This is a genomic window from Nostoc sp. FACHB-190 (genome assembly GCF_014696905.1).
GTDB lineage: Bacteria > Cyanobacteriota > Cyanobacteriia > Cyanobacteriales > Nostocaceae > Nostoc_B.
The window spans coordinates 1-14,673 of record NZ_JACJQW010000077.1; the positions used below are offsets into that span (position 1 = coordinate 1).

General features: G+C 35.4%; 14 protein-coding genes. 11 read left to right on the top strand and 3 right to left on the bottom strand.

The window, feature by feature from the left end; genetic code table 11:
* Positions 1-157: 157 nt before the first annotated feature.
* The 7 genes from H6G28_RS35130 (at position 158) to H6G28_RS35160 (ending at position 9,688) form a co-directional block, all read left to right on the top strand.
* A complete protein-coding gene (locus H6G28_RS35130; RefSeq protein ID WP_190677805.1) occupies positions 158-454 on the top strand; it encodes a hypothetical protein in 297 nt (98 codons plus the stop codon).
* Positions 455-1,104: 650 nt separating this feature from the next.
* Positions 1,105-2,241: a hypothetical protein gene (locus H6G28_RS35135; protein ID WP_190677807.1), complete on the top strand. Its 1,137-nt coding sequence runs from the start codon at positions 1,105-1,107 to the stop codon at positions 2,239-2,241.
* 17 nt (positions 2,242-2,258) lie between these two features.
* The gene (locus H6G28_RS35140) at positions 2,259-3,065 is read left to right on the top strand and encodes a GNAT family N-acetyltransferase (protein WP_190677809.1); all 807 of its coding nucleotides are present in this window, start codon (positions 2,259-2,261) and stop codon (positions 3,063-3,065) included.
* Between the two features lie 280 nt (positions 3,066-3,345).
* Complete coding sequence (locus H6G28_RS35145; protein ID WP_190677811.1) at positions 3,346-5,280, top strand: aminotransferase class III-fold pyridoxal phosphate-dependent enzyme; 1,935 nt, start codon at positions 3,346-3,348, stop codon at positions 5,278-5,280.
* Between the two features lie 23 nt (positions 5,281-5,303).
* On the top strand, positions 5,304-7,136 hold the full coding sequence (gene glmS, locus H6G28_RS35150) for a glutamine--fructose-6-phosphate transaminase (isomerizing) (protein WP_190677813.1): 1,833 nt from the start codon (positions 5,304-5,306) through the stop codon (positions 7,134-7,136).
* A 103-nt stretch (positions 7,137-7,239) separates the two neighbouring features.
* Positions 7,240-8,571: a class I tRNA ligase family protein gene (locus H6G28_RS35155; protein WP_206758278.1), complete on the top strand. Its 1,332-nt coding sequence runs from the start codon at positions 7,240-7,242 to the stop codon at positions 8,569-8,571.
* Positions 8,572-8,587: 16 nt separating this feature from the next.
* Positions 8,588-9,688: a hypothetical protein gene (locus H6G28_RS35160; protein WP_190677817.1), complete on the top strand. Its 1,101-nt coding sequence runs from the start codon at positions 8,588-8,590 to the stop codon at positions 9,686-9,688.
* A gap of 49 nt (positions 9,689-9,737) precedes the next feature.
* Here the strand turns inward: H6G28_RS35160 and H6G28_RS35165 are convergent, their stop codons facing one another.
* The 3 genes from H6G28_RS35165 to mcdA form a co-directional block, all read right to left on the bottom strand.
* On the bottom strand, positions 9,738-10,709 hold the full coding sequence (locus H6G28_RS35165; RefSeq protein ID WP_313950047.1) for a tyrosine-type recombinase/integrase: 972 nt from the start codon (positions 10,707-10,709) through the stop codon (positions 9,738-9,740).
* A gap of 165 nt (positions 10,710-10,874) precedes the next feature.
* Entirely contained in the window at positions 10,875-11,300 is a 426-nt protein-coding gene (gene mcdB / locus H6G28_RS35170) for a carboxysome distribution maintenance protein McdB (RefSeq protein ID WP_190677819.1), read from the bottom strand.
* Positions 11,301-11,324: 24 nt separating this feature from the next.
* Positions 11,325-12,176 carry a carboxysome distribution maintenance ATPase McdA gene (gene mcdA, locus H6G28_RS35175; RefSeq protein WP_190677821.1) on the bottom strand — a complete coding sequence of 284 codons (852 nt, stop codon included), beginning with the start codon at positions 12,174-12,176 and terminating at the stop codon, positions 11,325-11,327.
* Positions 12,177-12,406: 230 nt separating this feature from the next.
* Here mcdA and H6G28_RS35180 point away from each other — a divergent pair, with 230 nt between their 5' ends.
* The 4 genes from H6G28_RS35180 to H6G28_RS35195 form a co-directional block, all read left to right on the top strand.
* The gene (locus tag H6G28_RS35180) at positions 12,407-12,601 is read left to right on the top strand and encodes a DUF2281 domain-containing protein (protein ID WP_190572451.1); all 195 of its coding nucleotides are present in this window, start codon (positions 12,407-12,409) and stop codon (positions 12,599-12,601) included.
* On the top strand, positions 12,586-12,915 hold the full coding sequence (locus H6G28_RS35185) for a type II toxin-antitoxin system PemK/MazF family toxin (protein ID WP_190677823.1): 330 nt from the start codon (positions 12,586-12,588) through the stop codon (positions 12,913-12,915). The genes H6G28_RS35180 and H6G28_RS35185 overlap by 16 nt, the downstream gene beginning before the upstream one ends.
* 418 nt (positions 12,916-13,333) lie before the next feature.
* On the top strand, positions 13,334-13,768 hold the full coding sequence (locus H6G28_RS35190) for a GIY-YIG nuclease family protein (RefSeq protein WP_190677825.1): 435 nt from the start codon (positions 13,334-13,336) through the stop codon (positions 13,766-13,768).
* Positions 13,769-14,272: 504 nt separating this feature from the next.
* Positions 14,273-14,673: hypothetical protein (locus tag H6G28_RS35195; protein WP_190677827.1), on the top strand; the 401-nt coding region annotated here is incomplete at its 3' end.

Sequence of the window (14,673 nt, forward strand, 5' to 3'; positions counted from 1 at the left end):
GTCAAAAATTTTGAAAGAACTTTGGAGAATGCGACGACTAAAATTCATCTCTGTTTTGTCAGACTTATGCTCAAACGGTTAGCTACTTCATAGATCCCAAATGGGTTCTATATTATATGCTAATATTTATTTAATTTAATTTGACCAGGAGAATTTTATGGGCGTGGCAACAGCAGAATTGACGGTTGCTTCTAATCCATCTGACTTTGTTAGAGAAATGAAGCAAGCACTCTTTGATTCTTACGTATCTGGTGATCTTACAAAAATGCGTTTTTTACAAGACGCAGATGATGAGAATCGAATATTCATTGATTTACAGTGGAAAGATTTAGCTACAGCAAGAAAAAATTTTGAATCTCTCAACAATATGCTGAGTACAACGTCTGTAAAAGCGGATTTCGTTAGAGAACTACAGATAAAGTCCCATATCGGCCCAGATATTGAAATTGTGTAACTGTGTCTTAATTTTTGTTTAGCACTAATTTAGCAACGATTAATGATTAAAGCGTCATAGATGTGGTGTATAACCCTTTTTTTATAGAGTAATTTCATTGTTTTTTGTACAAAAGATTAGAAACTTTTAATTCTCTGAATATCTTGGAGTTTCTGCTTTTTTGCTCTCGTCCATACAATGAAACGGAACAAGATTTATATAAAATTATACATTATATCAATGTCTTTTAAAATAATTAATGTTGCTAATTTTAGATAGGAGTTGGACGGCTCCTATCTAAATCAATAAAAAACTATAATTTTTAAAAAAATACTTGTTTAGTTATCTTTTTTATTTAAAATAAAGATTATTTTAAATAATTATTTAAATAACCAAAAATTTTATATTTAAAATTTATGCCTCTTCCAGACTTGGGTTGATAAATTAACACTAAAAAATGGCTAAAACGATTGATATAAGAAGGTTTGTCTAAAATAGAATCAAAGATTTAATAAGAATTTACTTTATTCCTCTTGAATCCCAGACTCTGTAAGGATTTAACCTGATATCAAGTATTAATTTGTTATAGCTAGTCTAGGAGAGCCAAATTTATTTTATTCCTAAGTATTTTAGGTTTGTATTACGCATTTGCTTTAATTACTTCTAAATTTATGAATTTAATAAAATCTTTTTCTTTAGAAAATTTTCTTTTTAAAATTCTTATAGATGTTTCTTCATCATCTAAGAGATCTGCAATTTCAGATATAGTGTCAAGTGGATGTGGTAAATATCTCGTGGATCTTGCTGTAGCAAATAATGTTGATCAATGTCTGGCTGCAATTATTTCTCAGCTATCACCAGAACTACAAGATAATTTTCCTTTTCCTATAGATTGTGGAGGTATTCAAGGATTTAGAAACGCTGAAACATTTCGTCTTCATCATGAGTCCAAAGTGATTCTTTCAAACTTTTCTTTTAGCCAGCATAAAATAGTTCTTGTTAAAGGATATTCTATTTCTTGTTATTATCCTAGTACTTTCTTCCGTCAACAGAATGATATTGATATTGCGGTTGGCAGTTTTTCCGATTTAGTTGAGCTTTATAAAATTATGAAAACCTTTAGTTATATTCCTAGAGTTCTAGCAATACGATTAAATGAACGTAGCGAATTAGAAGGTTCATTATCTATGGTTCGAGTTGACGAATCCTTAAAAGAAACTTTTTGGTGTGATATATGGATAGGAGTTCAGCCAATTTCACTTACAGAAGCGAGGCAATTAGATGAATCTTTTTGGAAAGAAACAATAATTAACTCTAATAATATTAGAGTTCCTAATCCATCTGAATCTCTTATCATTTTATTAAACGAAATTCAAGAGCGTAATAGTCTTCGATATAGAGATGTTTTTGATTTCTTATCGATTCTTGAGAATGGTCTGAGTCCCGATAATAATTCGTTAGGTATTGATATTTCTCAACACAAAAATACCATTAAAGGTATTTTTAATATAGCAAATCGTAATAGACAAATAATTGCAAATACTTTTCTTAAATGGCAAGAATTCTCTTTTTGGAAACATTATATGGATAACTTAGATTTAAAAATAGAATTGCCAATTCAAGTAAATAATTTTGAAGGCATACAAACTATAGAGAATTTAGGGCTGGAACAGGCAATAAATGTTGGGGTGTTTACTCGTTTTCTTGCCTGTGCTGGAGATAGTGGTGATTTTGCTATTGCCCGATTAAATTCAAAGTTAATCCTTAGAACTCCAATAGGTTGCTTTATTTCAGAGTCTAGCATTTAAATATTGAGGACACATAAATGGATTTTAAGTACTTTCATTCTTTAGATAGCTTAGATTTATATAAAAAATTAGACTGCCAATTTTCCCATTGTGGAATAATTACATCTAAAGCTATTTTTCCTGGTTTTCAAGTTGCTTGGGTTGATTGTATATGTTTACGTAATAACTTAATTAAATATGAGCCAATCTTGATTGATAAGCTAACTAAGAATCTTGCTGATCAAGAAGAAAATCAAATATTAGTTCTTCCACTAAATCCTGTTTATAATATAGCAGCTATATCCTCTGGTTGGAGTAAATGGTGTGAAATTTTAGAGAAAAAAGTTGAGCATTACAAGTTTCCTTCTTGTCAAATTTGCGTTCGATGTTTTGATGTATCTGATTTAGATTTTGTTATGCCTTTGATGGCTGAATCTATTAAATTAGGTTTGCCTGCTCCAATAAGGGATTTTTATAAAAAAATAGATATTTTTGAAATGACGTATCGTCGTATTCGCTCAATTTTAGATGCTGATAATCTGGCAATTATTGCTGAAATTAGTAATGAGCCAGTTGGCTATTGTTTTGCAACATTTGAGCAGGAATTTACTCATATTCATGATACTCTTGTAGTAGATAAATGGAGAAAAAATGGTATTAGTACTTTCTTAACTTCAATCATTGAATTTGCTTCTATTGAAAAAAATATTTCAATATTAAGAGGAAGCATTTCTGTAGATTCATTAGAAGAATCAAATTCTTTAAATCAATCATTACATCGAAATAAATGGAGTACAAAATATGTACATTTTGTATTCAAGAATGAAAAGTCTTTTATAGTTTAGATATTATGAAAGATTTAAAACTTCATGATATTACCATCCAAATTTATGTAATTTTAATAGCTTATTTATTATTTAGTTGTACGGCTTTTAGGCATTCCTAGTATCAAAAAAAAGTAAAGTTTTGTATTATTATTTTACTTTTCTGGGTATGCCCCTATCCAAAAAAAATTCTTTATTTTAGTCTTTAAATGCTTATAAGCCTTTCTTTCCCAAAAAGCTTATTGTAATATACTTCAAACTTCCGGATAATAAATAGGTTAAGAGTATTTTTATTGCAGGTATGAAAAAAGATATCCAATCCAGCTTGAAGCCGTCTTACCCACATTTAACCAGTCTTGGTGGTTCATGGTACTCATCAGATGCTGGTGTACGCTTGCTAGATCTATCAGCGCAAACGCTTAATTTACCTACAGGGCAGCCAGATAGTAATCTAGTTCATAAATTGACTCAGCAAATCCAAAATCTTGTTTTTGCATCCTCTCGCTTTGGTAGTGATCCTTTTGACCAATTAGCAACACAACTACTCAACTTATCTCCAGAATTTATTGAATCAGTGAATCATAAGCTTTGTGATGGTTCAGATGCAGTTGAAACTGCCCTTAAGCTTGGACGTTTATATACTCGCAATGTTAATGTTTTAGCTTTACCCAAAGCATGGCATGGAGAAACTATTGATACTTTACGGCTATGTTCTGCTTTTAGAAGTCGTTACTTGGTATCTGGTAATAATGTAACTTATTCTGAGCAATCTTCGCTTGATTCTTTAATAGAATTAGCCTTTGTAACCAGCCGACCTTCAACTATCATTTTAGATCCTATAGGTGTTTCTACAGGACTATTCCCTGATCAAAATATTGGGGTTAAGTTGAAAGAATTATGGGAAGTTTGCTGTCAAAGAGGTCATTTCCTGATATTCGATGAGGTTCAAACTTTTGGTGGTTTTCTTGGTTCTGAATTATTTACTTATGGTTTGTATGGAGCAAAGTGCCATGCAATTGTAGTAGGGAAAGCTCTTGGACAAGGATTTCCCATTGCAGCATGTCTATATACTGGAGGTTTGAATAAATTACTCAAATATAATGAGGCTGAATTTACGCATGGTGGCCAACCTCCTGCCTGCATTGCAGCATTACATGGAATTGAATATTTCGTGAGTAATAAAGAAAAAATTAGAGATAGTTTAAATCTTTTTAGAGAAAATTTTGTTAATTATATTATTACTAACTATAGTCAACATTTTGAAATACGTAATATTGGTTTTTTCTGTTCATTAATACCTAAATCAAAACTTAAAAAAATTATTATTAACGATCTATATGTAAAGCTTTACAAAAATTCTATTATTTGCAGAAAAGCAGATTTTGGCAGTGCTTTACTGATTAAATCTCCTATTAATATTGATGATTCTATGATTAGTTATGCTATTGATAAATTTGATCATATTTTACCTAGCTTTAATGAAAATTTAATTCAGAGAGTAGTAGGCACACAAATGCCAGATGCACAAATATCTGAAAAAGATATTCCGATAATTAGTATATATAAGAAAAATAAAAAAAATGAAAGAAAAAGTATACTGAACTATATAGAAAACTTACTATTTTATTTTGGCTCCATAACTGTAGTGCAAAGATCTGCTCAGGAACAAGTAGAAGTATCAAATCGCTTAGCTGAAATAGGTATTCCTGTTCCAGATTCTTTCACTGATAAGGATCTTTTTTTTAGTTCCCAGATTCCAGGTATTACCGCAGATATTGCTTTAAGTGGAACAGGTATTGATATTGACACAGATATAGTTGAAGCAATTTTTTCACAAATAACTGACTATACAATAAAAGCGCATTCATACGGTATAATCATTGGAGATAGATGGGCAAAAAATTCAATTTGGAATTGCAGTGAAGTATTTTTTATTGACTTTGATATTGGATATTTAGGTCATTCTTCAAAAACTCAGCCATTTGAAAGGTTTTTTTGTTTTTTTCATCATCTTATATATGTATCTAATCAAGCTTTAAGGAAACATTTAATTTTGTCTTATGGGAGAGAGTTTTTAGAGGATTTTGGAGATAGTGCATTAGGTACGTTTCTATGTTTTCAACGGTTTTATTCTAGTCCGTTTAAGCCAGTTAACTCAAACTCTTTTTCTTGGGATATTTACAAAAATTGTATAGAGGATATAATTGATGTTCTTGGTATTTCTAAGTATTTTTAAGCATTTTTAGGAGAATATATAGGATGTGTGGAATTGTTGGAGTAGTTTCAGAAAATGCTATTTTACAACCCACTGTAAAAGGTTTGATGAGACTTGAATACAGAGGGTATGATTCCTTTGGATTTGCTGGTTTTGTTGAGGATGATTTTTTAGTAAAAAAGGCAGTGGGGGCGATCACTCAAGTCTTTAAAGCAGATGAATATAGGAACTTTGATAAATGTAATATTATGATTGCTCATACAAGATGGGCTACTCATGGTGGAGTAAATGAAATCAATGCTCATCCTCATTTTTCATTTGATAAAAAAGTTTGTATTGTTCATAATGGCGTAATTACTAATTTTCAGAGTCTTCTTCAAGAAGCTAAGGGATGGAATGTAATATCCCAAACAGATACCGAAGTTGCAGCTAATATTTTTTCTGAAGGAATTTTGAAACAACAAGATATTCTTCACGGTTTATCTTGGATGTTTTCTAAACTAGAGGGTGAGTTTGCCATTGTTGCAATGCTCAAGGATGAGCCTGAAACATTAGTAGGTCTTCGCAGAAAAAGCCCTTTAATTGTTGCGAAAATAGAGCAAAATATAGTTTTTGCTTCTGATGAGCTTGCATTTATTGACTTTGGGTCGAAAGCAGAAATTGTTTATCTCGATGATGACGAGGCTGTTATATGTAAGAAAGGTGAATTAAAATTCTACGGTTTCAAGGAAGGTTGCTTAACTGAGATTAAGAAAGACTTTGTAACTAAGGAAGTTTCTGCTGAAGAAAGTAGTCTTGGGGAATATTCTCATTACATGCTTAAGGAAATCAATGAAGAGCCTCAAGCTGTTATAAACATTTTATCTTCGGTAGAAAGTCATAAGCATGAAATTATTGAGGATATTCATCAGAGCCAAATTAATATAGTTGGTTCTGGTAGTGCATTCTATGTTTCTCAAATAGGTCAATATTTTTTTGGTCAATTAGCTGGACGTTATGCTTTTACTCATCCTTCAGACGAAATGCTGAACTTGAAGCAGTTCAAGCGAAATGATCACTTGATTGCTGTCTCCCAAAGTGGGGAAACTTTCGATACGCTCGAAGTTGTGAGAAATGCTAAGTTGGCAGGCGCATATATTACTTCTATTAATAATGTCCGTGAATCAACTTGTCAACGGTTAGCAAATTTTCCCATTTTTCAAAACGCTGGCAAAGAAGTCTGTGTTTTGAGTACTAAGTCAATTTTAAGCCAGGTATGCTGCTTATATCTCTTGGCGTTAGAGCTAAGCTATCGAAACGGATCGATAAAGACGGATGTTTATGATGCAATGATTGCTGAATATAGGAAATTACCTGATGCACTCAAATTCGTAATCCATAGACAAAATGAATTGATTAAGAGAATAGCTTATCAAAACTGTAATATAGAACATTGGTTTTTTATTGGTCGAGGCGTTTACTATCCCGTAGCAATGGAGAGTGCTCTTAAGTTTAAAGAGGTTTCTTATTTACACGCAGAAGGAATGCCAGCAGGCTTCTTTAAGCATGGTACTATTTCTTTGATTGATGAAAAATTTTATACAGTAGCATTTATACCTAGCCTTTTAGGTGAGCCCAATTTGTACGAGGCAACCTTAGATAACTTGCATGAAATTAAAGCAAGAGGGGGCAACATTATAGGTATTGGCCATACTCCAGTCACCGCTTTTGATAATAGCTTTTTCCTCGATTACATTGAAGTTCCAGATGTTAGTAGATATCTAAATAGTTGTCTACAGCTATGTGTAGGTCAGTTGCTGGCATATCATTGCGCCGTAGCACTTAATCGAAATATTGATAGACCAAGAGCACTTGCAAAGTCGGTAACTGTTAGATAGATTTTATGATTTAAAACCATTCTTTTTATAAAATTTTTCTTTTCAAAAGTTAACATTTCTAATAAGTCTAGTGACCATGAGTACATTGAGCTTTATAATCCCCATGACACCGACCCCAGATGCGCCCTTGCACCTTGGCCATATGTGTGGGCCTTATTTAAGTGCTGATGCTTTGGCTCGCATTCATAGGGTGTTAGGTAGGTCGTGTATTTTTATATCAGCCATTGATGCATTCGAGAATTGGTGTGAACAAATCGCCCCTGAGAAATTGCAGCAGCTTTACCTGCAACATCAACAAGCCTTTAATATGCTCTACATTAACTTTGATAACTTCTATAACCCTTTGGCTGGGAGCTTCAAGCAGGTTTATCAGTTGTCACTCAGAGAAAGTTTTCAGAACTTCAAGAAACTTTCTGGATTTCTTGAGAAAGAGGAATTTATCCAATTTAATCGTTTCACAAATTTATGGGGCTTTGGGTCTCAAGTTGTAGGTCAATGCCCAAATTGTGGAGAAGCAGTTCGAGGAAATACCTGTATTCGGTGCTACTTTTATTTGCAACCCCAGGAGCTTATTAATTCTAAGCTTATTAATTCCATAAAGCAAAAAGATATTGCAAGCGTTAGTGTAACTAACGCTTTTATTCAACTTAGTGAGAGTTGTCTAAATTCCTTAAAAAATATACATGTAAATATACAAGCGTTAGACCTATTGACATCTTGGCTTGAAAAAACTCAGGGTTTAATGCGATTGACTTATCAGGGTGATTTTGGTGTTACCGTGTCTTCAAGTGATCTACGTATTATTAGAAATACCTTTATTCAATTCTGTTATGCGATAGTACAGGAATTTTTAAAAAATGTTGAATTGAAACCGCAGAGTGTTGATTTGCATCTTTTTATGGGTTTTGACAATTTTATCCCCAGTGGTGCAGGTTCCTTTATACTAGCGAAGGCACTAGGTGATGTATATATAAAAAGAATAGAGTTAAACCATATGCTCCATTACAAGGGAGCTAAATTTTCTAAATCAAAGCAACATGGGCCAACTGTTTTGGAGGCTTTGAATGAGAAAGACTGGAAATTACGAAGTGCCATGCGCGTCTATCTCATGCAAATGGATCTTGAAAAAAACAATGCAAATTTTGATCCAAAAGATTTTTCCGAATTTGCTTTACAATACAGTAAGCTAGTAGATGCAATTCAATTACATGCTCCATTAACTAACCCTAACATCACTCGTCTTAGCAAAACAACATTCTATAACAATTTTTTAAATACGATTGATGGGGCAATGAATCGACCTAAACTTGCAAAAGCATATATACATAGTTTAGAGCTAGTAAGCAGCACTCCTACACAATCCAATATAGACGAATTTAAGTTAGCATGTGAAGTCTTTGACCCGGAATTGTATAGTCGTCTGTTTGTGCAATAAGTGAATTGTTTAACTAATGAATAACAGCAATCAATGTAATCTAAGCAAAATACTTGCAACCATGACTGATGCACAGGCATGGTTGCGTAAAGAATTAAATGAAAGCAGAAAAAACGAACAACCTACGCAAGCACTTATGAAATTTCTAGTGGATCAGAAGATAAATCTTGCGCTTGTACCTGAAAAATATGGAGGTTTAGAGTTTGATTTAATTCAAGAAATGTGGCTTATAAAATATGCTACCAAACTAGATCCAGCATTAGGTTTTATTGTGTTTCAGTTATGCGGTAATGTTGGACGAGTCCTTAGTTTTTTATCGGATACCAGCATTATGAATTTGCTGGAAGAAACAAAAAGTCGATTAATATTATGTTATCAAAATAATTTTAATATTGCCACCATCAAAAACTCAAATAGTGGATGGCTTATTTCTGGTAGCTGGCCCTTTGCAAGCCTATCTCGTTGTGCTACTCATTTTGTATTGCCATATATACAGCAAGATGGTTCTAGATGTTGTTTGGTAGTGAATAAAGATGCTGTTGAAATACCTTTAAAATGCAAGGGACTGGGGCTTAAGGCTACATCTACTACAGGATATATAGTAAACAATTATTTAATCTCTAAAGCTGATATAAAAACACATGCCATACCTTCTAATCCAAATTTTTTACCGCGCTATTCGATAGCCAGGGCACCCATTAAACATGCTGCTTGGACTATGGGAATAGGAGAACGTCTACTACAAATCAGAAGAACTAACATTGTTGAGAGTGAAGCTGATATCGATAAAATTTTTACGCAAGCTAGTAATTCTATGGTAGAAGATATTGAAGTGATCGAAAAGCGAATAAAAAACAATCTAGATTGCATAGAACTTTTTACTATCTTGACTAAAAAAAACAGATTCCTCAACAGTTGGTTGTTAGAGTTAGGAATAGCAACTTATCTAAGTCTTCCAGAATTGGGGGCAGATCCTGAATCAGACATTACGAACTTGATTTGTGATCTGATGACACTCTCACTGCATTCTAATGTAAGAGAGCAACCATTATTAACCTGGGGTACTTCGCAAAGTGTACCTGCTAAATTATTAACAAAGTTAGTTCAACCAAAGTAAATGTAATAGACCAAACTGAACATCTTGATGCTGTAATGTCTGGTGTTATTCAGGTATTTTTGCGTTTTTCGTAAGGTATGTTCAGCAAATCAATCGCTCGTTTCTTCGCTACTTCCCCACGCCGATCATACTTACTTGTGGTACTTGGCGACGCATGACCTGCAAGTTTCGCTACCGTGACAATATCTGCACCAGCATCCAATAGATTACCGATAAAAGTTCTTCTAAAATCATGAGGTGTAAACGCATCCACATCTGCTTTTTCCCCCCGTCGCCGCAATGCCCGTAAGACCCCCTGCTCACTCATCCGTCTCGGTATGATTTTATTTGCCTTATTTAAAGGATAAAAAAGCGGCCCTGATTCTTTACCTCGAATCAACAACCAATCAGTAACAGCTTGCACACCAGCTTCGGGTAAATAGACAATGCGTTCCTTCCGTCCCTTCGCTTCACGTATTGTTAATGACCGAGTACGCGGCTTAAAATCGCTCAAATCAAGAAAAGTAACCTCACTGCGGCGTAACCCTACCGTCAAAACTGCCAGCAGTGCCGCATCTCTGCGACCCAATGTTGAGTCATCTTGAATACAATCTGACCACAGCGCAGCAATTTCTTCGGTATCAAGTTCGCGCCCCTTCAATAAACTCTGTCCCCGTACCGACTCAATATCAGCTGCTCGTCCATACTCATCTGTGGACATCAACCCTAACCGCCAAGCTTCCTTAAGCGTTCGCCGCAATGCACACAACATTTTATTAGCCATTGCTGGGCTGTATTTTTCCATCAGCACTGACCTCACCGCAGCAGTGTGCTGGTAACGCAACTTTGACCAATCCAAGGTACTTGCATCACAAGTACCAATGGTTAGCAGTTGGGCGATCGCATTTAGGGCCTCTCGCATCGTCCGCCTTGAACCTGACCCAAGACTGTTGAGATAAACTTCAGCCGGGTGCATAGTTAGTGGTACTGGTTCGGTTAACGCCAGCGACTCTGGATTAAAATTGGATGCGATCGCTTCCACGGGACTGTAAAGTAGGTGCTTTGTAATAGATCCTCTCGCAAATGTGCTTTCTTGTACACCTTCTAGCCGTTATACGAACTGAGAACACCATTTCTCTACATCTATTTTGGGTATAACTCACTCTGGGTAAGGATTTGTGTCTGTGTTCGTACCTTGGTCTAATTGCTACTTCAATTTCTTGGCTAAGTTAGCTAAACGAGTGATGCTAGAGCGAATATTCCCGGCTTCTTTGCGACTCTTGAGCCGTTTTTTGGCTTCTTTTATTACTTGTTTCATAACTGAATCTTTTTCTTTGCAAGTAACATAAAAAGCTTCCAGGAGCGTTTCAACTGTGATTTTTTCAGAGTTGCATAGTTCATCGAGTTCTTGCTTGATTGCAGTTTCCAAACGGACAGGTACTCTAGGCGCAATTTCTGGGAAGTTCGCTAGTTGTTCTTCCAATTTTGTGAGTTCCCTTACGGAGCTATCAGCAGTCGAGGTTACATCAACATCGCTTTTTGGTGAATCTTGCTGTTGTGGAGCTAACACATCTTCTCGTGGTGCAACTGTTGGTGCAACCGCTCTATTTCTGATTTCATCTAGGATATTCATGTTTTCACCTAATAGTAAAATTTCTTACGCTGATTCACTTGGAATTAATTTGGCATATTCTTCTGGCAAAGCTGGCTTGAGTCGTTGAGCTAAGACATGAATCGCATATTCCAGATTTGGCTGGCCCAAGTCTGTTGGTGCAACCCGTTGGTTGATGGCATTTTTAAATACATCCGATTCCAAAATATGCGGCAACATCAACTCATCCCCCACTAACTGCTGCATGGTATCGATGCTGGTTTTAGTAGCGTTTGTGGGATGCAAACCTGTCCAGCGTGCGCGAAACGGCACTACACCTAGTAGTTCACCGTAAGGTAGGGCTGGTTTAAATTCTTTAATTAATTCCATAGTCCGCAACAGCGATTGCACTCCCTTGACGTTTGACTCTGCTGGAATCACCCACCTGTCACCAGCACCCAAGGAAGTCTGGGCTAAATGTGAACGTTCTGGGGGTGGGTCTACAATTGCCACACCAAAATTACTCACAATTGGTTGCAGACGATTCCTGAGAATAAACAGACTTAAGCCACTGGAGGCCAATTTATAGTTAGCACTCTCCAAGCCATCATCTGAAGGAATTAAGAACAGGTTGCTATTGTTAATGATGCGGTCGCCCAGTTTAACGTCTGGTACAGACGCAATGGCATCGATAATTTTTGTTTTCTCTTCTGGTTGTGTCAGAACTTCCAATAAGGTTGGGGTATCAGGCTGCACCTGTACCCCTAAGAAACTGGTCAAGCTAGATTGAGGGTCGCAATCTACAAACAAAACGGGAATCCCTAAGCGACCCAGATACCTCCCCAGCATCAAGGCTACCGTAGACTTTCCCTGACCCCCAGCCAAGCCCAAGGATACGACTGTTGGCGGATAAGGCATAGAACAATTACATAAAATTACTAAAGTACAATGTGACCAATATACTAATTTACTTTTGTAGAATTGTGCTATAGTTCAATTTTACTTTTGTACAAAAGTAAAATTGTATTTTAGTTAAAGTATAATTCTCCAGACTAAACTTGCCAACGATAAACCCCAAGTAGTGTGGATGTGCTGTTCAATATAGATATTGCAGTTCCTCACTACAACTTATAATTGAGCCACCTATCATGACAATCAAAGAACAACTGCTACAAGAAATTGAAAAAGTACCAGAACCTCTTTTACAAGAAGTGTTAGATTTTCTGCAATTTTTGCAGAATAAGCACCAACAAGAGAAATTAGAAATAACACTCTTAAGTGAATCTTCACTACAAAAAGATTGGCTCAAACCTGAAGAAGAGGCAGCATGGCAGGATTTGTAAAAGGAGATGTTGTTATTGTCCCGTTCCCTTTCTCTGACTTGACCCAAGCTAAACGTAGACCTGCTTTAGTTGTTGCTAATCTTCGAGGGAATGACCTGATTCTCTGTCAAATTACTAGTCAAGCTGTGAGCGATGAATATGCTATTAGCATTGACAATAGCGACTTTAGCACAGGTGGACTTAATCAAATTAGTAATATACGACCATCACGCTTGTTCACAGCTGATGAATCAATCATTCTCTACAAAGCAGGTCAACTCAAACCAGAAAAACTAGAAGAAGTCATAGTGAAAATAATTGAGATATTGCAGTGAAGCAGAACCAACCATGACTGAAGATTAGTTGTATTTCTTCTTGTGTGAGAACCTTAACGCGTCCGTGCCGATTGATTTTCATTAGCAGACTGTAAACCCTGCGATCCACAGCCTACAACGATTTGACCCCTGATTAATCAGGATGCTTGGTATTTAGAGTGGTTCTTTCCAATACCACACAACATTATCTAGCACCGGGGGTCATGGTGTTATGGTTTCGCGCCTTTTGTTGCCAATTTGTCTACCCTTGGTTGATAAATTGTTGCTATCGCTGTGTGATATCAACTGTAGACAACAGCTGACACCGCACTTGCTCTCTTCAGATGCACAGATTAAAGATACCTCTTGCTTCTAGCTTTTATTGGCAATAGAATATTTTTTTTAATAAGATGCAACCGTTTTGTCATGCCAAATTTTAATGAAAAAAAGAGAAATAGTATATAACCAAAATATCAGTATATATGTTCTTCAGCTTGAAAATGATTGTTACTATATCGGTCAATCTATTAATGTAGAGCGTAGGCTCGAAGAACATAGACAGGGGCAAGGAGCCAGCTTTACTAAGCTAAATCCTGTCAGAAATTTGATTGAAGTATTTGTGACAGAAACAAATAAATTGATAGAGGCAGAAGTGTATGAAGACTTCTTTGTTATGAAGTATATAGAACAGCATGGAGCAGAGAAGGTAAAAGGAGGAACTTTTTTACAATCATCAAAAAAAAGAGAAAGTAGATTTAGATTTTACAGAAATTTATTTTTAGAGGCTAAAGAGTGTAAAAATGCTCCAAAAGCTTTTTTTGAAAAAGTTTCAAGTATTAGAGTCCAAGGAAGCGTAAAACAGGTTTATCAGTGAGTTAGTTAGACAAGTAAGGTTAAATTTTCTACAAGTGTAAACATGAGGGAAATGGTGAGATAGGAAGCTAAATACAACTCTATTCGTCTTGTGTGGGGTTGAGGTGAGAGCAAGAGCAATTAATGAATAAATTAAAGCGGATAAGTTAGCCCTGACTGGTTACGGCATTCTCACGCCCGCCATAGTTTAGACAGTCGCGCATCGGTGCAACTGGTGCAGCAGACTTTGGGGCATTCATCTTTGCATACCATTAGCCGCAGCTTACTCACGCCAAGCAAGGGCGATAGTAGCGGTCTTTATTTGCCGTAGTAGGGATTAACGCTATATTTGCTTCAAATTTTATACTTACGCTCTAACTTCATATAAAAATTATTTTCAATGGTATATTTTTATGTTTTTAAAATTAATTTAAAAAAAAAATAAAGATTTAGTAAAAACTAATTTCTGGGATCTTTATAAAAAAACAGAAAAATTATACTTAGCTTCATAAATTAGGAAAAACACATGAAAAAAATTGCAATAACGACTTTAGCATTAACAGGATTAGTTCTAATCAAACCTACTGCCGCACAAGCATTTGAACTTACCCCAACACAAAAGTTACAATTAGTTGCAACACAAGCGCCATCTCAAGATTTATTTTTTCTCTCTGGATTTTTAGATGGTGAGACTAAAAACCAAGGAATACAGACTGGATTTTTGAATTCGTCAAGCTTTTCTTTAAATTTGCAAGGGACAATTAGAGACATAGATTATACTACTAACTATCTTGGAACTTTTGACTCCAATAGTTGTAGCGAACTGCAAACATCCAGGGCTAAAACTGCAAACAAGGCGATTTTGAAACCACATTATTTGCAAATAAGGTTCTGCTCAAAACGACATTATTTGCAAATGAAACTGCA